20 protein-coding genes are annotated in these 21,807 nt (G+C 54.9%); 4 read left to right on the top strand and 16 right to left on the bottom strand.

All coding sequences use genetic code 11. From position 1 onward, the window contains the following. Window positions 1-54 precede the first annotated feature (54 nt). The 8 genes from FZF01_RS10760 to rplU form a co-directional block, all read right to left on the bottom strand. Window positions 55-792: an SDR family oxidoreductase gene (locus tag FZF01_RS10760; protein ID WP_150278159.1), complete on the bottom strand. Its 738-nt coding sequence runs from the start codon at window positions 790-792 to the stop codon at window positions 55-57. Further along, window positions 789-3,137, bottom strand: a complete 2,349-nt coding sequence (locus tag FZF01_RS10755) for a hypothetical protein (RefSeq protein WP_150278158.1) — start codon at window positions 3,135-3,137, stop codon at window positions 789-791. The genes FZF01_RS10760 and FZF01_RS10755 overlap by 4 nt, the downstream gene beginning before the upstream one ends. Before the next feature lie 58 nt (window positions 3,138-3,195). Then, window positions 3,196-4,506: an FAD-binding oxidoreductase gene (locus FZF01_RS10750; protein ID WP_150278157.1), complete on the bottom strand. Its 1,311-nt coding sequence runs from the start codon at window positions 4,504-4,506 to the stop codon at window positions 3,196-3,198. Next, a complete protein-coding gene (locus tag FZF01_RS10745) occupies window positions 4,506-5,942 on the bottom strand; it encodes a UbiA family prenyltransferase (RefSeq protein ID WP_150278212.1) in 1,437 nt (478 codons plus the stop codon). The genes FZF01_RS10750 and FZF01_RS10745 overlap by 1 nt, the downstream gene beginning before the upstream one ends. A 108-nt stretch (window positions 5,943-6,050) precedes the next feature. Continuing rightward, the gene (gene proB, locus FZF01_RS10740; protein WP_150278156.1) at window positions 6,051-7,169 is read right to left on the bottom strand and encodes a glutamate 5-kinase; all 1,119 of its coding nucleotides are present in this window, start codon (window positions 7,167-7,169) and stop codon (window positions 6,051-6,053) included. Window positions 7,170-7,359: 190 nt separating this feature from the next. Beyond that, window positions 7,360-8,568 (bottom strand): Obg family GTPase CgtA, encoded by a 1,209-nt coding sequence (gene cgtA, locus FZF01_RS10735; RefSeq protein WP_150278155.1) that lies wholly within the window; start codon window positions 8,566-8,568, stop codon window positions 7,360-7,362. A 100-nt stretch (window positions 8,569-8,668) separates the two neighbouring features. After that, window positions 8,669-8,926 (bottom strand): 50S ribosomal protein L27, encoded by a 258-nt coding sequence (rpmA, locus tag FZF01_RS10730; RefSeq protein ID WP_150278154.1) that lies wholly within the window; start codon window positions 8,924-8,926, stop codon window positions 8,669-8,671. A 23-nt stretch (window positions 8,927-8,949) separates the two neighbouring features. Further along, the gene (gene rplU, locus FZF01_RS10725; protein WP_150278153.1) at window positions 8,950-9,261 is read right to left on the bottom strand and encodes a 50S ribosomal protein L21; all 312 of its coding nucleotides are present in this window, start codon (window positions 9,259-9,261) and stop codon (window positions 8,950-8,952) included. Window positions 9,262-9,573: 312 nt separating this feature from the next. On the opposite strand from rplU, the gene FZF01_RS10720 reads away from it, so the two are divergent. Next, a complete protein-coding gene (locus FZF01_RS10720) occupies window positions 9,574-10,542 on the top strand; it encodes a polyprenyl synthetase family protein (RefSeq protein ID WP_150278152.1) in 969 nt (322 codons plus the stop codon). A 66-nt stretch (window positions 10,543-10,608) separates the two neighbouring features. Here the strand turns inward: FZF01_RS10720 and FZF01_RS10715 are convergent, their stop codons facing one another. Next, window positions 10,609-11,223: an FKBP-type peptidyl-prolyl cis-trans isomerase gene (locus FZF01_RS10715; protein ID WP_150278151.1), complete on the bottom strand. Its 615-nt coding sequence runs from the start codon at window positions 11,221-11,223 to the stop codon at window positions 10,609-10,611. Window positions 11,224-11,341: 118 nt separating this feature from the next. On the opposite strand from FZF01_RS10715, the gene FZF01_RS10710 reads away from it, so the two are divergent. After that, window positions 11,342-12,634, top strand: a complete 1,293-nt coding sequence (locus FZF01_RS10710) for an NCS2 family permease (protein ID WP_150278150.1) — start codon at window positions 11,342-11,344, stop codon at window positions 12,632-12,634. Then, window positions 12,634-13,719 (top strand): tRNA (uridine(54)-C5)-methyltransferase TrmA, encoded by a 1,086-nt coding sequence (gene trmA, locus FZF01_RS10705; protein ID WP_150278149.1) that lies wholly within the window; start codon window positions 12,634-12,636, stop codon window positions 13,717-13,719. Before FZF01_RS10710 ends, trmA begins: the two co-directional genes overlap by 1 nt. A gap of 17 nt (window positions 13,720-13,736) precedes the next feature. On the opposite strand, the gene FZF01_RS10700 is transcribed toward trmA, so the two are convergent. The 6 genes from FZF01_RS10700 to FZF01_RS10675 form a co-directional block, all read right to left on the bottom strand. After that, window positions 13,737-14,132, bottom strand: a complete 396-nt coding sequence (locus FZF01_RS10700) for a type IV pilin protein (protein WP_150278148.1) — start codon at window positions 14,130-14,132, stop codon at window positions 13,737-13,739. Between the two features lie 9 nt (window positions 14,133-14,141). Next, the gene (locus tag FZF01_RS10695) at window positions 14,142-17,354 is read right to left on the bottom strand and encodes a pilus assembly protein (RefSeq protein ID WP_150278147.1); all 3,213 of its coding nucleotides are present in this window, start codon (window positions 17,352-17,354) and stop codon (window positions 14,142-14,144) included. A gap of 61 nt (window positions 17,355-17,415) precedes the next feature. Next, a complete protein-coding gene (locus FZF01_RS10690) occupies window positions 17,416-17,904 on the bottom strand; it encodes a pilus assembly PilX family protein (protein WP_223825473.1) in 489 nt (162 codons plus the stop codon). Window positions 17,905-17,915: 11 nt separating this feature from the next. Beyond that, window positions 17,916-18,650 carry a prepilin-type N-terminal cleavage/methylation domain-containing protein gene (locus FZF01_RS10685; protein ID WP_150278146.1) on the bottom strand — a complete coding sequence of 245 codons (735 nt, stop codon included), beginning with the start codon at window positions 18,648-18,650 and terminating at the stop codon, window positions 17,916-17,918. Beyond that, window positions 18,647-19,135 (bottom strand): type IV pilus modification protein PilV, encoded by a 489-nt coding sequence (pilV, locus tag FZF01_RS10680; RefSeq protein WP_150278145.1) that lies wholly within the window; start codon window positions 19,133-19,135, stop codon window positions 18,647-18,649. Before pilV ends, FZF01_RS10685 begins: the two co-directional genes overlap by 4 nt. Further along, window positions 19,132-19,587 (bottom strand): GspH/FimT family pseudopilin, encoded by a 456-nt coding sequence (locus FZF01_RS10675; protein ID WP_150278210.1) that lies wholly within the window; start codon window positions 19,585-19,587, stop codon window positions 19,132-19,134. The genes pilV and FZF01_RS10675 overlap by 4 nt, the downstream gene beginning before the upstream one ends. A gap of 159 nt (window positions 19,588-19,746) precedes the next feature. Between FZF01_RS10675 and FZF01_RS10670 the strand changes: the two genes are divergently transcribed. After that, complete coding sequence (locus tag FZF01_RS10670) at window positions 19,747-20,265, top strand: GspH/FimT family pseudopilin (protein WP_150278144.1); 519 nt, start codon at window positions 19,747-19,749, stop codon at window positions 20,263-20,265. Window positions 20,266-20,431: 166 nt separating this feature from the next. Here the strand turns inward: FZF01_RS10670 and argJ are convergent, their stop codons facing one another. After that, window positions 20,432-21,649 carry a bifunctional glutamate N-acetyltransferase/amino-acid acetyltransferase ArgJ gene (gene argJ / locus FZF01_RS10665; protein WP_150278143.1) on the bottom strand — a complete coding sequence of 406 codons (1,218 nt, stop codon included), beginning with the start codon at window positions 21,647-21,649 and terminating at the stop codon, window positions 20,432-20,434. Window positions 21,650-21,807: the final 158 nt, after the last annotated feature.

Here is a 21,807-nt window from a genome sequence, read left to right as displayed (position 1 = left end):
ATGGATCGCAGAGGACACCTGGCGGCTCTCCATAAACATAATGCTAGCCGCGGATTACAGACGGGTTCGTTTCAGTATGTCGTGGGGCATCGAGCGGATGATAAGCATGATCCACCACCAAAAACCGGGCACGTAAACAACATTCATTTTGCGCTCAATGGCTCTACGAATAGCTTGGCCAGCACGCTCAGGCGACACAGTGAGCTTTTTTGGTAGGTCAAGACCTGCGGTCATAGGGGTCGAGACAAATCCAGGCTTGATCGTTACAACATGAACTCCCACCTTGTAAAGCCTAGCGCGCAGCCCTTCACAGAACGTCGAAACTGCAGCTTTCGCCGCCCCATATACATAGTTGCTCTGGCGCCCCCTATCACCTGCCACCGAAGATATGACCGCAAGGGTTCCACTGCATTGGATCTCCAGATGGTTGGCGATCACCGAAAGCAACATAATTGTCGAGACCGCGTTGGTTGCGAAAGTATCCAGCAGCACACCTACATCGTTTTCGCATTTAGTCTGATCAGGGAGTGTGCCATGGGCGACCAGAGCAACATCTATATGGTGCAGCTCGCGAAGACAGGCATTCAGCATCTCGGGATGTGTATCCAGGTCGTTCACGTCCATCTTGAAGAGAATCACCGAGCTGGCACCCCGGACATCAAGGTCGTTCTTAATCTGCTCAAGCTTTTCTTCGTCCCGGCCGACAAGAAAGAAAGTGTGCCCCTGCTCCGCCCAACCCCGAGCACAAGCGACGGCGATGGCCGACGTGGCCCCTAGAATCAATATGTTCATTCTGTACTCTGTTCCCAATCAGGCTGGCGGGCCCGAACTTCCAAGTTTGAACGTATATTTGAGCACCTGTGGACCGCGCCCTCCTGAACGAAAGCCAACCCTACCTCAAAACTACCTTGTAGCTTGCCCACCACCGCGGCAATCGAGAACCCTGAAGCTGATAGCTTTTCATCGCCAAAATGATCGCCTATCTCAGGCCGTATTTCGGAGCTTGTCTCGAACCAGTGTGATACCCCTTCTGAGTCTTGCAGCACAAAGTAGGTTAATGCAGGCACAAGGGGTTGTTTTTCTGAGCTTATCAGCCAGCCACTTGCATGGAGAATTTCATCAGCAGCTGACACCCGATCCACAATTTTAAAAGCACCTTCACAGGTTACCATTCGCGTTTCTGCTTCGCTAAATAGGTTTGGCTCAGCTTTCGAAAATTTATAGATATCCTCCACCGCGAACTTGGAAACACCATCCAATGATTCGATCACTACGTGAATGTTTTCTTGCCAGAACCAACTCCCCCACGAACTGCTTGTCACTTGGACCGATTCCACTGATTCTGCAGATAAGTAATTTGTCCGCCCCCAGAAAAATCCGAATTGCTTAGTATTATTAATGAGCGGACTGACCACAAAGCCACTGCGAGCCATGGTCGCTATGAAGCGATAACTATAAGTTCTTCCATCCTGCAGCCGGACCACTAGCTTAAGCTGATTCGGCTTGAATAAAAAAGAAACAAGCCTGCCAAGGAGTGAAGGGGTGATATCCATGCTCATAAAAATTGGCGTATCTCGATGCGGAATAGTTACAAGCTCTCCCAGCCTGTAGGTTCCTTTGAAAATCTCTTGCCGAGACATGGAGTAACCGCTTGTGCGCTCAAGCTGTAAATGGGACTGAAGGAACTGCACAGGTTTATATCTCCCAAGCAGCTCCAGCCAACTTAAACCGTCTTCTATCGCAGGAAAACGCCCGTCAATGGGCTCCACATTAAAAAAAATGTTACCAGGTGCGCTATTACTAGCTAAATAAGCTCGGTTTTGCTCGGCCAACGAGTCCGTATAAACTGAATAACTCTGAAAGACTGGGCGGGGGGCCCAGTTGTTCCCCGAGGCTATGAGCGCCCACTGCTGATGGGAGTAAATATCAGATCCTCCTTCTAACAGTGGTATCGGAGAAAGTCTCCCGAGGTTTTCTAACGATAGATCGTAGGAAGCTTTAAGTGATGCCGGCTGGAAAAGCCTAAGATAGGCTCCATAGGCGGCCGCACCATAAACATTTTTATTAGATGAAAGATAGTCTCGCACTGGAGAGTGCAAGTAACTAGCGCTGATAAAAAAACCGCTCGTGCACGCAATAACAACCGCAAAACCTGAAGCTCGATTAAAGCGAAATAGCAAAGTGCAAATAGACACCAAAATAAGCACAATGCTAGCTATCAGAGCGTGATGGCCGTCGTGCCGAACAAAACTCGACTTAAAGGAAAGAAAAAGAATCAAGCAGAACATCAGAAATACGTATATTTTTTCCCAACGCGGCTGCTCTTGCAAGAGCACCGCCAGGGATATGGTGCAAGCAGCCGCCAAGTAAACTATGACTTCAAGAGAAGATCCCGTCAACGCCATGGCTTCAGTGTAACCTTGAACGATCGGCAGCATATTCGTAATATAAATCCGTAGTGTATCTAACGGCTGCTCTGCGATAAGCCACGCTGCAACTATAACGATAGGCGGGATGCACACTGTAAGCGTGGCCATAAGCCACTCTCGCCGGGCGATCAGCAACACCGCAGCCAAAACCATTACCGCTATGCAAGCGATCAGGAGGGTTCCCTTAATCAGGGGCAAGAAGCCAAGCGGGGCAAGCACAATAATCATCACGAGCGCACTTGCTAACCGGCTATGATATCTATCGCGAAGCCCAACTATCGCTAATCCAATCAAAAGTGGGAGCAAGAACAAAAGAGCATCTCTTGCGAAAAGGCTAGTTGGTAACGCCAGCGCCAATATTACCAGCGGGAGAGAAGAGCGCCTACCTGCCGCCATGAGAGCTGCTACCCAGCCGGCAAAGGCCAGAAATAAACTACCCCATACCATCAGTTCGTCCGTTGCCGGATGAAAGTACCGAGTAAAAACAGCCGCATAGGGGCCAAAGGTGAATATGATATCTTCACCGATCTTCATTCCTTCGGCCACACCTACGTTCATTCCCAGTCGCCACGAAGGATCAAGACCAGCCACAGGCATAAGTGGCAACAACGGAACCAAAACCGCGAGCATTGCAAACAACAACAGCCCTTTAGCAAAGAGATTCAACCATCGACCCGAAGAACTCGTGTTTTGATTAGCCTGACTCATAAAAAATCTCCCGCTACGCTGAGCGAAAAAGCGTATTCTCCGTTCGTTATTTGTAGATTCATTCCGTTACCCGTTTCCAGAATCTAGAGTTAAGTGAGGGATCACGCAGCAACTCGACCTGCTCCCACGCTGGATACCCGGAGCGGAAGTCCGCCCCGGACATGTGTGCATCTTTTGCTGGGTAAAGCCGGCCCCCTGCCTCGCGAACCACGAGATCCATCCGGTTGAACAGACTTGCCAACTTTGAAACCTGGGGGAAATCCAAGGCTAGAGAAATACCCGGCTGCGGAAACGACAGCAGGCCGGGGCTTATACCGTTGCCACAGCGCTTAAGAACTGCGAGGAATGAACCCTGGCCGGAACTTGAGATTACATCCAGCAGGTCGCGTATTGCTTCTCGTGCGGAGTGATGCGGCACTATGCACTGATACTGTTGAAATCCGCTTCGACCATAAATACGGTTCCAGTTGGACACACCATCCAGCGGGTAAAAGAACGGTTGATAATCGCTGCGCTGCGGGGTGGGGGCGCTTTGGTGCTTGCGCCAGTACAACTCGTTAAATATCCGCAACGACGGATTGTTAACTAACGAAACAGAGGGAGCAAAAGGTACGTTAAATCGGGGGGGCGAGCTGTGATCGAGAGTACCGGAAGGGGCGTGATCACCGACGAAGTAAACACCTCTGCCCGCTGAGGATCCCGTGGCCAGACAATCAATCCAAGCAACGCTGTACTCATGTTGGTCATCTAACTGTTCTGACAGTTCGAAAAATCGGTCTAGATTATCAAAGCGTCTAACGACGCCGCTGATCTGGCTCGACGATATCGGCATAAGCTGAATTTCGGCCCATTCGATCACACCAGTCAGGCCGAGCCCTCCAATGCTCGCCGCGAAAAGCTCTGCGTGTATTTCTCGTGAGCAGATCAGCGCACCGTCGACGGAGCGGACAAGACTAAATTGATTCACATGACTGCCAAATGTGCCGCGTATATGATGATTTTTCCCGTGGACGTCGTTGGCTAGCGCACCGCCCAGTGTCGCGAATTGCGTTCCGGGTGTGACTGGCAGAAACCAACCGCGCGGAATCGAGAGCTGCAGGATCTCGCCCAGCGTTACTCCAGCTTCGGCGCGAAGAATACCGTTTACCCAGTCAGCTGCAATGAACCTGTCCAACGAGCGCATCTGAAGCACGTGGCCCGATGTCGCAAGACAGCTGTCTCCGTAGCTTCTGCCGTTTCCAAAAGGCAGCAGTTCTCCATGCGCACGCGCGATAGAGGCTATTTGATCAGCAACCTGATTGCGCCAAACAAGAGGATGCAAGGTTTGGGGAAAATGGGGATAACGCCCCCAGGAAAGAGCTGTATCCATTACGCTGCAATCCAGAAAACCATACCGAACAGCACACCCACCATCAGGCTTACGCGGTCGCGGATGGCGAATACCACTGGGTCATCATCCATGACCCCGCGATGGGTCAGCATCCAAATGCGGGTAATCCAGAATAACAGTAGCGGACAAGCCAGCCATATGAGGCGTGGTTCCGTATACATCCCGGTAGTTTCCTGATCGTGGATATACAATGCCAGGACCATCACAGACAGATAGCCCGAGGAGGCGCCAAGTGATGCAACCATTTCTAGATCGGAAGGGAAGTATCCTCGACCACGGGTTTTTTCGGTCTCGCCGCTACTTCGCGCCGCGTTGAGCTCGGCATATCGCTTGACCAGCGCAAGGCTGAGAAAAACGAACATGGAAAAGGCCAGCAGCCAGAAAGTGGGGGATAAGTTGAACGCTGCGGTACCAGCGATAATGCGCATCGTATAAAGCGTCGCTAATGTAATGACATCGATCGTCATTAGCTGCTTCAGCCAGAGCGAGTATGTCAATGTGATGAAATAATACAAAGCTAATGCGGCGACAAACTTCCATGGCAGAAATAGTGCAGCGCCCGTAAAGGCGACAACAAGCAGGGCCGGAAAGACCAGCAAGCCAGCTTTGATGGACAGCGCCCCCGAGGCAAACGGCCTTGCATGCTTGGTCGAATGGTGACGGTCATCCTCAAGATCGAGTAGGTCGTTGAAGATGTAAACCGATGATGCGCATAAACCAAAAAAAACAAAGGCAAGAATGCCTTGCAGAAGAAGCGAGCTTTGATCGAACTGATGCGCAGCGAGCAGGGGAACAAAAATCAGTAAATTCTTTAGCCACTGATGAATCCGCAACGCCTTGAACCAGACCCGTATCCCCGCCCGGCCAGAATCCATGACAGCTTCCACATTGCCCTTTCGCCTCGCCGCAATCAGAACGCCAGCTTGAGGGTTGACCACATAGGCTCGGCGAGCTGCAGTCCATATGCATATGTCGTCTGAAGAGTTGCCGGCATAGTCAAACCCGCCTCGGCCGTAATGCTCAACCAGCAGGTCACACTTGCTCTGAGCTGAAAGGTTCCGGCTGGCGTTGGTCGCCAAAACCTTGTCGAACAGTTGAAGATGTTTGGCAATGCGGTTGGCCAATATCTCATGGCTCGCAGTGGCAAGAACTATCTCACGCCCTTCACCGCGCGCGTTTTCGATCAACTCCAGAACGGCCGGGTCATAGGGAAGTACAGTCACATCTATTTCGGTAGCTCTGGCAAGCTCCTCCTTTAGCTTGACCTTACTCTCGTGCAACCATTGGAATGGCTTGATCACGCCAAGAGGGTACTGACGCAGGAACGCCAGACCGCTCTCAAGCAACATGTCCGACCGAAGTAGTGTGCCGTCAAGATCAATGCACAGCGGGATCTTGCCTGTCATGCACTTCATGAGGCTAAGTTGTTCGCGCTGAGTATCCGTATCCGCTTCCACATTTCAGGGATTCCTTCTCCCAAAGCCATACAACAAGGTGTGAGGACGGTGACGCCTGCGTTCAACCTATACCAGCACCAAATTATCCCGATGCACCATCTCCGGCTCATCGATATATCCCAGTATTTTGGCCACCGAATCGGTTGGCTGGCCGAGGATGCGGCTGGCATCCAGGGCACTGTAATTGACCAGTCCGCGCGCCACTTCCTTGCCGTCAGGCCCAACGCAAACAACCATTTCGCCACGGCGGAAAGCACCTTCAACAGCGACTACACCTACGGGTAGCAGGCTGCGGCGTCCGGAGGCCAGGGCCTTTACAGCGCCCTCATCGATAATCAGCCGACCGCGGGTCTGCAGGTGTCCTGCGAGCCATTGTTTGCGGGCTGCCAGCATGCCTTTCTCTGGCAGCAACAGCGTACCCAGCTCCTCGCCGCCCTGTAGCCGCCCTATGACACGATCAATCCTGCCACCGACAATCACCGTACCCGCACCGGAACGAGCCGCCAGCCGCGCTGCACGCAGCTTGGTGAGCATACCGCCGCGGCCCAGCGCGCCAGCACTGCCGCCCGCCATCGCATCCAGAGACGGATCGTCCGCCATTGCTTCGCGCACCAGCTCTGCCTCGGGATTGCTTCGAGGGTCAGCGGTGTACAAGCCATCGCGGTCGGTAAGGATGACCAGCAGATCGCCTTCGACCAGGTTGGTCACCAGCGCGCCCAGGGTGTCGTTGTCGCCGAAGCGGATCTCGTCAGTGACCACGGTGTCGTTTTCATTAACCACCGGGATGACGCCCAGATCGAGCAGGGCACGAAGGGTGCTGCGGGCATTCAGGTAGCGTTTGCGGTCAGAAAGGTCATCGTGAGTCAGCAGAACCTGGGCAGTAGACAAACCGTGAGCCTGGAAACTGGATTCCCAGGCCTGCACCAGACCCATCTGGCCGATTGCCGCCGCCGCCTGCATCTGGTGGATTGTCTTGGGGCGCTCAGTCCAGCCCAGACGACTCATGCCTGCCGCTACGGCGCCGGATGAAACCAGAACCAGTTCCGCGCCGCTTTTACGCAGCTCGACCAACTGCTCTACCCAGACCGCCATCGCCTCCTTGTCGAGACCGCGACCATCACCGGTCAACAGGGCGCTGCCGATCTTGACTACCCAGCGACGGGCGTTGGTTACTTTGTCACGCATATTCGATCCAGAAACGAAGAGTCAATAGAATTAGCGCATTCTAACCCTATCCGCAGCTAACGCGAACGGGCCTCGCCAGACAGACTAGCTTTCCGGGAGGGCCGAGTTCCATCTCGGCCAACGGTGGCGTGATTGGCGCCGCCTCGTCGAGATGGAACTCGACACTCCCAGTAGGCAGCAGTATCAGCAATCAATGCACGTAGATGATCTCCGGACCATCTTCGTCATCTTCGTCGTCATCATCCGCATCATCATCTTCGTTGAGCAGACCCTGCTTGCGCAGCGCCTTGCGATCGTCCAGATTCTGGATATGGGCGCGGGCTTCATCCTCGATCTGCTGATCCAGAGCGCGCACCTCAGCGGCGTACTCCTCATCTTCCTGCATACGCAGCGTACGCTCGTCCAGCCAATTCATTACTTCCTTGGCCAGCTCGTCGGTACCCTGACGCTCGGAGGCGGAAATGACGAACACCGGACCCTCCCACTCCAGCCGCTCGACCACGTCATCCAGCAACGCCTGCTGCTCGTCTTCCATCAACTGGTCGCACTTGTTCAGCACCAGCCAGCGCTCACGAAGCGTTAGCGCGGGGCTGAACTTGCCCAGTTCATGAATGATCGTCTCGATGGACTCCACCGGATCACTGTCATCCGGCGGCACCATGTCGACCAGGTGCAGCAACAGGTGAGTGCGCGACAGGTGCTTGAGGAATCGCGTTCCCAGGCCTGCGCCCTCAGCGGCACCGGCTATAACACCGGGAATGTCCGCAATCACGAAACTGCGCAACTGCCCAACATCCACAACACCCAGATTTGGCACCATGGTGGTAAACGGATAATCCGCTACCTTTGGCTTGGCTGCAGATACCGCGCGAATAAACGTACTCTTGCCCGCATTGGGCAAACCGAGCAGACCCACGTCCGCCAGAACTTTCAGCTCCAGCTTCAGGTCCCGCAGATCACCCAGGCTACCCTGCGACGTCTGCCGCGGCGCACGATTCACGCTGGACTTGTACCGGGTATTACCCAGACCATGAAAACCGCCCTGGGCAACCAGCAGGCGCTGACCGGCTTCGGTCAAGTCACCGATTATTTCCTGAGTACCGGCATCGATCACGGTAGTGCCAATCGGCACCTCGAGGAACATGTCCTCACCTTTGGCGCCGGAACAGTCCTTGCCACGACCGTTTTCGCCACGCTGGGCGTTGAAACGCCGCTTGTAGCGGTAATCAACCAGGGTATTGCAGTTTTCCGCGGCCACCAGATAAATGGAGCCACCGTCACCACCATCACCGCCGTCAGGCCCGCCCTTGGGGATGAATTTCTCCCGGCGAAAGCTCATGCAGCCATTGCCCCCATCGCCGGCCTTGACCGTGATGGACACTTCATCAACGAATTTCATCTTGCTCCCTCCCGCAACGGGATGGACTAAAGGTTGCTACAAAAAGAACAAACAAAAAAGCCCCGTCGTCAGACAGGGCTTTTTCGAACCGAGGGTGGTATCAGGCTTCTACGACGTTTACGTAGCGACGACCCAACTTGCCCTTCACTTCAAACTTGATCACGCCAGCCGCTTTGGCGAACAGGGTGTGATCCTTGCCCATGCCGACGTTCTTGCCGGGATGGAATTCAGTGCCGCGCTGGCGAACGATGATGTTGCCGGGGATGATTGCCTGGCCGCCATACATTTTCACGCCAAGGCGTTTCGATTCGGAATCGCGACCGTTACGTGTGGAGCCGCCTGCTTTTTTGTGTGCCATGGGTGTTTATCTCCTCAATGGGCTTAGGCAGAGATGCCGGTAATCTTGATTTCGGTGTACCACTGACGGTGGCCCTGACGCTTCATGTGGTGCTTGCGACGACGGAACTTGATGATGCGGATTTTATCGCCACGACCGTGGGCGCTAACTTCAGCAGTCACCTTGGCGCCTTCAACAACAGGCGCGCCGATCTGTACGTCATCGCCATTGCCAATCAGCAGCACGCGGTCGAAATCAATGCTGGCGCCAGTTTCAACGTCCAGCTTCTCTACTCTCAGGTATTCGCCTTCGGCGACCTTGTACTGCTTACCACCGGTAACAATCACTGCGTACATGATGCTTTCTCCGTAATCCTGCTCACCCGGCGCTTGGGTATAATCGTTAGTGGCCGGCATGGCTGCAAGTGAACCCGCCTATCGGGCCCTACCTTGCCATTGTTAAAACAGGGATGCTGTAAATCTGCTTAGCCGTAAATACGGTTTTCAGGGGCGGGAATTCTACGCAATGCGTGCCGCTTGCGCAAGACTTACCTTCTTCACCCAACAGGCCTGTTAACAGCCTTTTATAGGTTACCAGGCAGCGGCTTTCTTGACAGCGCGGGGCCTGCCGCCTAGCATGCCGCGCAACCTACGAGGAATGTGCAGTTAATGTCCACCCTGCCTTTTTACAACGCAGTCGCCGATGATTTTGACTCAGTCAACCAGCTGATCATTCGCCAGCTGCATTCGCGCGTTCCTCTCGTTGAGAAAATCGGCAATTACATCATCAACGCCGGAGGCAAGCGCCTGCGACCTCTGGTGGTACTGCTCAGCGCCCGGGCCTGCGGCCTGAGCGATGAACGCCAACACAGCCTGGCCGCAATTATCGAGTTTCTGCACACCGCCACCCTACTGCACGACGACGTAGTCGACATATCCGACCAGCGTCGCGGTCGCTCTACCGCGAACGCCAAGTGGGGCAACGCGCCCAGCGTACTGGTAGGAGACTTTCTGTATTCCCGTGCGTTTGAAATGATGGTCGAAATGGGTGACATGCGCATCATGCAGGTGCTAGCCAACGCCACCAACGTGATTGCCGAGGGTGAAGTACTGCAGTTGACCAAGGTCCGCGACGCCGGCACCGACGAAGCCACCTACATGGAAGTTATCCGCAGCAAGACCGCGATGCTGTTTGAGGCATCAACTCACAGCGCGGGCATTCTTGCAGGAGCCAACGAGGAGCAGATTGACGCCTTGCGCCAATACGGCAATGCCTTGGGCATCGCCTTCCAGCTGATCGATGATGTACTCGATTACACCGGCGATGCCGAGGCCATGGGCAAGAATGTGGGAGACGACCTGGCCGAAGGCAAACCTACCCTGCCATTGATCTATACCATGCGTGAGGGAACGGCTGAGCAGGCGCAGAAAGTGCGCCAGGCGATCCAGAAGGGCGGAATCGAAGACATCACGGCAATACAGCAAGCTGTGCGTGAATGTGGGGCGCTGGATTACACCTCGCAACTCGCGCGCACGCACATCGACGAAGCGGTCAAGCTGCTCCAGGTGCTGCCACCTTCGGTCTACCGCGACTCTCTGGAGCAGCTGGCCAAGTTCGCGATCGAACGCCGCTTCTGAGCCACCCCTTCGGGCCGGAGCCGGCGCTCCTGCCGGTAGGAGCGCCGACCCCGTCGCGAAGCGATCTTAAAGTACCTTGATCAGCTCAATATCGAATATCAGCGTGCTGTGCGGCGGAATGCTACCCGCGGCGCGGCCACCGTAAGCCAGTTCCGGCGGGATGAACAGCCGCCATTTGGCGCCTTCCTGCATGAGCTGCAAGGCCTCGGTCCAGCCGGCAATAACGCCGCCCACCGGAAACTCCGCAGGCTCGCCGCGCTTGTATGAACTGTCGAACACTTCCCCGCCAATCAAGGTACCTTCGTAGTGGGTGCGCACGGTGGAGGACGCGACAGGAGTCGCTCCGTCGCCCGCATTGACGACCTCGTATTGCAGACCCGAGTCCAGGGTAATCACACCAGGGCGCTCCGCATTCTGTGCCAGGAAATCGATTCCTGCCTTGCCTGCCTCGCGAGCCGCCTCTTCAGCAACGGCCTGCATTTTCGCCTGCAAACCCTGGAAGGCCTCCTGCAGTGCAGCTTCGTCCACCTGGCTCGGCTGCTGAGTAAAAGCATCGCGCAGGCCAGCGACCACCAGATCAATCGTCAGATCAGGGATGTTGCTGGTCAGTAATTGGTCGCCCATCTGTCGGCCAATGCCGTAGCTGACGCGCTTTTCGTCTGTATCAAAGGTATCGCTCATACCGGTACTCCCTGGAAATTAGCCATAAAGCCTGCCATAAAGCTGGGAGGAATTCATTAAACGGCGCCAGTCCGTTACAATGCCGGCCTTTTTCGTCCTCCCTAAACGAGATACCGCCATGCTGGAAAAGCTATTCCAACTGCAAGCTCACGGCACCAGCGTGCGCACCGAAGTGATTGCCGGCCTGACGACGTTTCTGACCATGGCCTATATCATTTTCGTCAACCCGATGATGATGGCAGACGCGGGTATCGATCCCGGTGCTGCCTTCGTAGCGACCTGTCTGGCGGCAGCCATCGGCTCGCTGATCATGGGCCTGTGGGCGAATTACCCGATTGCACTGGCACCGGGCATGGGTTTGAATGCCTTCTTCAGCTACACCGTCGTCGGTTCTATGGGTTACAGCTGGGAAGTCGCACTGGGCGCGGTCTTTATCTCAGGCTTTCTGTTCTTTCTGCTGAGCATATTCAAGGTCCGCGAATGGATCATCAACAGCATTCCAATGGCACTGCGCTCAGCAATAGCCGCCGGCATTGGACTCTTTCTGGCGCTGATCGCACTGAAGAACGCCGGCCTGGTCGTTGACCACCCTGCCACGCTGGTGACCCTGGGTGACTTGTCGCAACCCGCACCGCTGCTGGCAGGCCTGGGATTCGCCATTATCGTAGCCCTGGCGTATCGGCAAATCACCGGAGCGGTGATGATCGGTATATTGGTGATTACCGGCATCAGCCTGCTTGCCGGCTTTAGCCAGGCAAATGGCGTAGTTTCGGCACCGCCGAGCCTTGAACCGACCTTCCTGGCACTGGATATCCGCGGAGCCATGGAGATAGGCATGCTCAGCGTGATCTTCGCCTTTCTGTTCGTAGACCTGTTCGATACCTCGGGAACACTGATCGGCGTGGCGCAGAGGGCCAACCTGGTAGAAGCAGACGGCAAATTACCGCGCCTGGGCCGCGCCCTCATGGCCGACAGCACCGCCACCATGGCCGGCGCCGCCATGGGCACCTCCACCACTACCAGCTATATAGAATCGGCGGCAGGCACGGCTGCAGGCGGCCGTACCGGCCTGACCGCTTGCGTTGTGGCCTTACTGTTTCTGATCAGCCTGTTCTTCTCGCCACTGGCCGGCGCCGTTCCTGCCTTTGCCACGGCACCTGCGTTGCTGTTTGTTGCTGTATTGATGACCGGCGGCCTGGTACAGGTCGATTGGGAAGACCTGACGGTCGCAGCCCCTGTGGTTATCACGGCCATCACCATGCCGCTGACCTTCTCCATCGCCAACGGCATTGCACTGGGCTTTATCAGCTGGACGTTGATCAAGCTACTGGCCGGCCGCTGGCGTGATCTGAACCCCAGCCTCTATGCTCTGGCGGCCCTTTTCATCATCAAACTTGCGTTGTTCAACTGATGAGCCTGTCCTTCGATCCTGCCGAATACGAACAGCAACTTGCAGCCAAGCGCCAGCGCCTGGTTGAGCTCCTGAAACCCTTCAACGCCCCTGAACCGGAGGTGTTCGAGTCTCCGCGGGAGCATTTCCGCCTGAGAGCCGAATTCCGGCTCTGGTATGAGGATGGCAAGCCGTACTACGCCATGTTTGAGAAGGGCAACAAATACAAGCCAATCCTGATCGACCAACTGCCCATCGCCAGCCGTCGCATCAACGAACTGATGGGGCCGTTATTAGAAGCCTGCAGAGCCGAACCAATGCTGGGGCGCAAGCTGTTTCAGGTCGAGTTTCTCACCACGCTGTCGGGCGAAGCCTTGGTCAGCTTGTGCTATCACCGCCCGATTGATGAAACCTGGGACGCGGCTGCGCAGCGCCTTGCAGACCAGCTCGACATCCTGGTGATTGGCCGAAGCCGAGGCCGTAAGCGTGTGCTTTCACGGGACCATGTCATTGAAGAACTGGAAGTCAATGGCCGGACCTGGCGCTACCAACAGGTAGAAGGCGGCTTCACCCAGCCCAACGGCAACGTGAATCAGCACATGCTGAGCTGGGCTCAGGACGCTGCCGGCAGCAACGATGACGACCTGCTGGAGCTCTATTGCGGTAACGGCAACTTCACGCTGCCGCTATCGACATGCTTTCGCAAGGTGATGGCCACCGAGCTGGCCAAAAGCTCGGTTTATTCAGCTATTACCAATATGGAAATGAACGGCGTAGAAAACGTCACCCTGGTGCGGCTGGCAAGTGAAGAAGTAACCCAGGCGTTGACTGGCGTACGCGAATTCCGCCGGTTACAGGGTATCGACCTACAGAGCTTCGACTTCGGTACGGTGTTCGTCGATCCACCCCGAGCAGGTCTTGATCCGGCCACGCTGGAGCTGGTCAGGGGCTACAAGCGAATATTTTATATTTCCTGTAATCCGGAAACCCTGGCGGCGAATTTGCTGGACCTGTCCAGCACGCACCGGGTAACCCGATGCTCACTCTTTGATCAGTTTCCCTATACCCACCATATGGAGAGTGGGGTGTTGCTGGAAAGAGTCTGATAGCGCCTGGCAAGGCGTCACTCTCTCCAGCATTTATCGTCTGCCGGAGTTGTCTGACCCAGCGCATTTATCGTCATGGTTGCACAGTCATCTCCCGCCATTACACCACCAGCAACTGCGGTAGCCGTAATAAGATAGCCTCCGTCAGTGCCCGCTCCGTTGGCGAGAGCCACGTTATAAACAGCGTCCCCTGTTATAGGGCTGCGAGTGGGTATCGGCGCGCCGGCGTAGGCACCAGTACGCGAAAACTGACGCTCCGTCACCTGCGCGGCCTCAAACAGCACCGCGGAGGCCTCCGCGCGACGGGTCTTCTTCGTGTACTCAACATAACTCGGGTACGCGATGGCCGCCAGAATGCCTACAATGGCGACCACAATCATGACCTCGATCAAAGTAAATCCCTTGCTTCTCATAGCACTTCCTTATTGCAGCTGTCGCCACATGATACGACGGGATAGCCCAGAAGCGGCAGCTCTTTCATCAAGGAATAGAGTCTGACCTGTGGACAGCAAGACAGCTTTGGTTTGCGTCGGCTTGTCATCACCTCGATCGATAATGACAGGCAAACCAGGTAGCCCCTCATTGATATCGATGCCCGCAACAATCGAGTCATTATCGTCGATCCTGCCATCCCTGTTGGTATCCAGCACCTCATAATTGAGCATACCGCCTGTGAGTAGATCGAGCTCAACAAGTCGACCACTACCCGAGCTAACACAAGGGTCCTCAGCATCAATGATCGCCGTTACAAAGACTACCCGGCCCTCTGTTGTCTGAGCCGGGAAGATCACCCGCTCACCCTCGGCGACACCGTTATAAATCAAAGGCAGATACCACCCTTTCTGCGTGTTGAAGTCGACCGGGTTGGCGCTGGTGCGGAAGTAGTCCTGACCACCGATCGTAACCTCATCAGTAATGGACTGAGGCTGCAGATTTGCCAGCACAACCTCCCCGGTGTTTGTCGGAGAGTCCCAGATCGAGTAAAACGCCTGCTGAGTCTTTGTCAGCTTGTCTGGGGCTTCGGCCAACTTACCCGTGCCGAACGATACCAGGTGCCCCCCTTGGGGATGTTCGGTAATCAGCGGATACGTTGTAATCGGCTGTGTTGAACCAGCAGCAAACAATTTGCTTGCAGACCAGTCGCTTTCCAATGTCGAAGAGGTATCAAACTTCCAGAGATTGCCGCGCAGGTCACCGGCATAGATCTTCTCGATCTGGTGCTGCGCGTTTACCACGATCTGTGGAGAGGCCAGCCCCGAGCCCCTCGCCTGCTCAGCTGCTGTCCCGGAGGTGTTCTCATCTACAACAATCTTGCGAACCAGGGCGCCCGTTGCCAGGTCGACAATGTAAAGAGCTGCCTTGCCAGTATGACTACCATATCCATTGCCGAAAACTGCGACCCACTGGTTATCCTTGGTTCTAGCAATCGCAGCACGGGAGTATGTGTAGCCAAGGTCATTCCACTGGTTGGACGGCGTATTGGCAGCCGGAGGAGAGAGCTCCCAGAGCGCAGATGGCGTATTTGGATTGGTAGCGGTTTGTTGGAATAACCTGACAGCAAACATGCTCTTGCCGCCTGCGCCCATTCCAGAGACGGCAACAGTTGACCAGGTAGAGCCAAGCTGGGCATCTGATACCGATATCTGCCCATCTACCAGGAACCGGTGAGTGCCGGACTCGGCATAATCAGGTTCAGCTACGATATTCAGGGAAGGGAGCACACTTGAGGGCATGTAGCCATAACGGTGCTGACCATTGTCCGCGTTTAGAATATGGAAAAAACCGTCATTGGCATTAACGATCAGACTGGTCTCGAGCTCAGAAGTCTTGTAAGCCAAGTAACTATCGTAACTTAAATCTCCAACAATCGCAGACACGCTTTGCGTTTCGGGAGCTACTCGCTCAAGGGAAGAGTTGACGACATCGCCCAGCAAAACTGAACGACTGCGTAATCCGCTAATCGATGCGCCTTTGCTCCAGGACAACAAATCAGCACCCGTAATAGGCGAACTTACCGAACCATTCAACTGTGCCTGCTGCGCAGGGGAAAGATTACCGTAAGCGAGAGTTACCGGCGCGTTAGTAGCGGTGTTATAGCCCTGATAACTCGCGGGATTGAGGCTTGGTGTGAAGGTGTTATCCGTAGTCCAAAGCAACGTATCGGCGCGCCCTGTAACGGAGTTGAGACGATATGCTTCAATCGTGCCACTCCATGAGGAGGGCTCATAAAGGGTTTTGTAATAGACCGTATCGGCGGTTAAAGTCGCGGAACTCGAAGCACCTGCCCCACCGGAACCTGCCTGAGCAGTGATGGCGTTGATTGCTTTAGACAGACTATCATTTAACTCGCTAGCATCATTGGCAGTGTAATATTCGCCATTGCCGTAATCAGCAGCATCTTCAAGCATGTCGTTGCTGGTAGCAAAGCCGACGGTGTATGTCTGCATGTTCTGTTTAGCAAAGCCTGCCGCGTTAAAGCTTTTGCCAGCCAAGTCAGGTGCGGTCGTATCGCGCAAGTCAATATCGTAAGCAAATTTGGCTATATCGTCTAGAAAGAGCGTGTCACCCTCGGCGTCGCCCGATGAATCATTACCGTCATTTCCACTATCACCATCCCAGTTAGGCAGGTTGTTATTGCCGGTCACACTGGGATTATTGCGCTTGGGGTCGTCATTAGGGAAACTTCGGTCAAAGGTCGGCAGACCATCAGTTACCACGATACTGAAAGTTCGCTGACAACGGTACTCAATAGGACTCTCGTAAGTACTGCTGCCCGATAGAGTCTGCAATCCTTGATCGGGAGCCAGCCCCCTGAGATATCGCGTCATCTCATAATAACTTTCAGCCAGTGGAGTATTGGTCGAGGCATCTACATCATTCACCTCGTCTACAAAGTCCTCGAAATTGGTTTGAGCCTGAGACGCACTAGTGATCACTGAACCGGCAGGAGAAACGGTTTCAGAAAAATCCTTGACCTCGATTTGTAAAGACCCACCCGGTCCGCGATTACCATCAGCAGGTGGGTTGAAAGTAAAAAGCCCATATCTTAAACCTCGGTTATCAGAAACGATTTGATTGGTCACCTCCCGTGCAACGTTCATACGATAATCGTCAGGCAAAACGTTCCTCAAGTCGACCCCGTTGTTCGAGGTAGAAGGCCAAGTGTTATAAATATAGGATAAATATTTTCTGGTATATCGAGTAAGTCCATTCCCAACTGGATCTGGAAGCATAAAACAGCGACGGTCGCTTACGTTATTACCACTCAAAAGGTACAAGGCAACACGGCCTGTACTACATAATGACCCGATACCTCTGCTCAAATTTCCGAGTGTTATATTATCGTTGTCCGCTTCAAGGTATAATTCGACGGTCACATTACGACAGCCAAAGAAATTACATCGCCTTTCAACCCTGCTTGTAGCATAAGCCACATTATCGTAGTTGCTAGCTGCTACTCCTGAAGGAGCTATCGCGTTCCGCATACTCCCCGAATTATCCAGCAGAACAAGTACGTTCGGCGTCACAGCTGAGGCACTCAGAATCGGCGCTTGCACGGGAGAGAAGGCGTAAACTGGAGCGGTGACGAATCCGCTCAACAGGACACCCGAGGCAAAGCTGATTAACTTTTTCATTGTAGTTCTCCCTGCCGTAACCGGTGTCGGCTGGCTTGGTAATCGCGCGGAGACAAACTGATTAATTCTTTGCATAAATACTCTCCAGCGCGGTAGTGGTATTGCCCACAGTTGCCACTGAGGTGACGCGATACAACATCACACTTTCGCCTGGGTCGACATTAATGGCTGCGCTGGAAGTACCCAGTTTCTGAATCTGATAGAGACTATTGCCATCAGTCGCTGCTCTCCATATACCGCAAGCGCTGTTACCGTTCTGGGCAGCTGCGTTATCGAAGTCGGGTGTTCGGCACCCATTACCATTACATTGCGCACAAGCTGCCAGCGCGGCCGCGCTGTTGAGGTTGGCAATAAAGCCCTCACCTTCGCGCAAACCAGCTTCCGCATACTGGAAGGTGATAGTTTTGAATCGGGTATTACCCGACATCTTTTCCTGCAAGGTCGCACTCTTCATTGCTGACACACCAACAATGGTCAGCAGGAGCAGGAAAATCAGGCTAACGAACAAAGCCACGCCACCCTGGGCCTTTTTCGGTGTGGTATTGAACATAAAGGGCTTCCTCATAACAACCGATTCCGCAAGGCTGCAACCACCGTGTATTCCTGCTCGGCGGTTCGTTGATTTTCGTCTTCAAGCACGAGTGCAATTCGTACGCTGCGAATAACGGCCGGATTGGGGACTAACCCTGGAGCAACATAGTTACCAGTCACGTAGGTATCACCAGCGTTAGCTGCAACACCAAACTGGATATCCAGGGACTTGACGTTACCTATCAGTGGTTCGAAACCCGCGCCGCCGCCATAACGTACTTGGAGGACATTCTCAGCAGCGTCGAGTTGATATTCGATCTGGCGGATGGGCAGTGCGATCTCACCAGCCGGTGGGGTAGCCGACCCCACCTCCACACTTCCACCAGTCCGGCAGTCTGTCACCAGCGTCCAGTCGGCGTTGGAACTCTGACCCACCGCCTGTGTCGCGTTGGAGGTGATAATCCGCAGCGTAGCGTTGGGACCATCCCAGGCAATCGGATTGTCAAAGGCAGCCGGTACATTTGTAATGGAGCCCGACGCAAGTGAGAGGCACCCAAACATGCCGGCCATGCGCAACTCCTGCGTCATACGAGTCAGCACGTAACGTGCATCTTCCTGCAAGGTGGCGGAGGCATCCTGAACTAACGCGGTCTGACGACTGCTGGCAAAAATCTGGGTTATGCCCAGCACCAGCACCAAGCCCAGCACCAGCGCAATCATGATCTCGATAAGACCGAAACCCTTGCTGCTATTCTTGAACTTCATGGGGCCGCTCCCACTGCATTGACTGCCACGTTGGTCGTGATCGCCAGTTCGCCTCGCTGGACATTACCCTCAGCGTCTAATCCGCCAGCACGACCTTCCGACCAGCTCACTTCCACACTGACTTGCGAGCCGTTAACGTCTATCGAGCCAGCCCCATCAGGCAAAGCACTGACTGCATTGGCGAAATCGATCAGGTCAGTGGCCAATACACTGTTTGCTGAGCCGGGCACGGCCTCTATGTTCGCAATATCATATTGATCCAGTTGCACCGGGTCGGCATTCGCCCTGATGCGATCTATTACGTCATACACGATAAAGCTCGCCTGTGAGCTGAGTCGCGAGCTGTCGGTGTATTTCAACGCATTAAGCTGCATTGCTGCAGCTCCGAGCACACCAATAGCCGTTACAAAAACGGCAATCATGACTTCAAGCAACGAAACCCCGCGCTGACGTTTGCTGCGTACCAATCCGAGTTTACTTCTCATATGCAGGACGCTCCCGTGAGAATTCTCCCGGTCGGGCACACCACCATACTTTTGGTAGAGTCGCCCCGGGTGTAATTGAATACGACAGAATTGGCCGGCGTTTTCAGGCCGCCCAGGCTGTCGAACACAATCGTGTCAACATCACCTGTGGCTGTAATAGTCGCTCCAGAGGGAAGCCCTGCATAACGCCGTATGACTGTCCCATCGCGAACAATTTCCAGGTCCTGAGTCCAATCATCATCAGTGAGGGCGCTAACATTTACATCCTCGCTGTGATTGATAGCCTCAAGCCTCGCCAAACTGAATGCACGGAGCAAATCGCTGAGATCAGAGTCAGCGCGTGAGCGTTCGAAGATCCCGCTAAACGCGGGAAAACCAATAACGGTGACCAGAGCCAGCACCGCTATTGCGATCATCAACTCAATAAGAGTGAAACCCTTCACACTTTTCATCAAAATCCCCTTTATCACGTGCTGACACTATAGAAAGCCCGCCGCAAGCGGTCGCGTTCGTTTCGATAACCGGTAAGATCGAGGTGATGACAGGTCGAGACGTCATTTTCAAGGCATACACGGCAGTAGGCCTGTTTCACATTTCAGGGAGGATACCCCATGCGTTCCCGTGGTTTTACTTTGATTGAGCTTATGGTGGCGCTGGCAGTGTTCGCGCTGCTGATCGGCATTGCGGTCCCCGGTTTCGGCAGCATGATAGACCAGCAGCGAATGAGCACAGGACTCAATAATCTGGGTTTGGGTCTGACAATGACCAGGGATGAGGCCGTGCGAATGAACCGCACTTTGACCCTCGCCCCTATCAGCGGGGACTGGAACGAGGGCTGGGTGATCTTTGTCGACACCAATAACGACGGGGTGCCCGATGGGGGAGAAAAGGTTTTACGCCATCTGCCTCCGGATACCCAACTGCGCGTACACGCAAACAAGCCGGTTTCCAGGTATGTGCGGTTCAATGCCCATGGTCAGACCGAGCTTCTCAATGGTGGCTTTCAGGCCGGTACCTTTCGGTTTTGCCCTTCCAAGTCGGGCGCAGAGGGGCGGAAATTGGTAATCAATCAGGTGGGGCGGTGGCGGGTCGAGCGCACAGTGATAGCTGCGAAGTATTGTGGGCCTTGATGTTTTTGCTGGTAAAGCGGTAGGTCAAAATGGGCTCCCGCGTTCGCGGGAGTGACGGGGATACTGGCGGGAGTGACGGGAAGACTGGCGGGAGTGACGGGAGGACTGACGCGATTAAGAGGTACTGGGACCGGAGTGACGGGGCTGGGCCCGTCACTCCGGCGCTTCAGGTTCGGTATTCGGCGTTGATACGCACGTATTCGTGGGACAGGTCGGTTGTCCATAGCGTTTCTGAATGCTCGCCTCGGCCAAGCTCAATGCGGATGGTGATCTCCGCCTGGGCCATGATCGCTGCGCCCTGCGCTTCTGTATATTCCTCGGCACGGCCTCCGTTGCGGGTAATACAGGCCTGATCGAGATATACATCGATCTTCTCCACATCCAGGTCCGGCACACCTGCACGACCCACCGCGGCAAGAATACGACCCCAGTTGGGATCGGAGGCGAAAAGTGCGGTCTTGATCAGGGGAGAGTGCGATATGGCGTAGCCCACATCCAGACACTCATCCCGGTTATTCCCACCATTCACCTGCACGGTAACGAATTTGGTAGCCCCTTCCCCGTCACGGACGATTGCCTGCGCCAGTTCAAGCATGACGGCCTTGATTGTATCGGCCAGCAGCGTGTAGTCCTCGCCTGCGGCCTCTGTTATCTCAACCGCCTGCGTCTGACCCGTGGCGATCAACATGCAGCAATCATTGGTGGAGGTGTCGCCGTCGATGGTGATGCGGTTGAAGGAGAGATCGGCCGCTTCGCGCAACAAACCCTGCAACACAGGCTGCGCTACCTTTGCATCAGTGGCGATATAGCCAAGCATGGTGGCCATGTTTGGCTTGATCATACCCGCGCCCTTGGATATGCCCGTTACTGTCACGGTTTCACCTGCGAGGGTGATCTGACGGCTGACACCCTTTGGCAGGGTGTCGGTGGTCATGATCCCCTCCGCGGCCTGGGCCCAGTTGTTCTCGTCAAGGTTTTCCAGGGCAGCCGGCAAGGCGCCTATTACCTTATCAGCGGGTAACAACTCGCCAATCACACCCGTACTGAAGGGAAGCACCTGTTTGCTGTCGACGCCGACCAGCTCCGCCAGAGCCGCGCAAGTTTTCAGGGCTGCCTGCATACCGGGATTGCCGGTGCCTGCGTTGGCGTTGCCGGTATTGACCAGCAGGTAACGTGGAGACTGGCCCAGATGCTGACGGCAGAGCGTTACCGGTGCAGCACAAAAGGCGTTGAGGGTGAACACACCCGCGATGCTGGAGCCCTCAGCGGCTTCCATGATAACCACGTCCTTACGGCCCGCACGCTTGATGCCCGCGGAGGCGATGCCCAGGCGAAAGCCTGGAACGGGATGCAAAACAGGTAGGGGGCCAAGTCCGACGGGCATGGTGCAATCTCCGGATGAAATAAGAGGGATATTGTAGCCGCCCGGGAGGGTCGAGTTCCATCTCGGCCGGCGGTGTGGCGGCAACAACCTTGCCGAGGTGGAACTCGGCCACTCCCAGGGGCGGCGTGCCCATCCGGGGAGGTCGAGTTCCATCTCGA

It is taken from the genome of Halopseudomonas salina (assembly GCF_008641105.1).
Note: the sequence above shows the minus strand (reverse complement) of the source record. Positions and strands in the feature narration are given on the sequence as shown.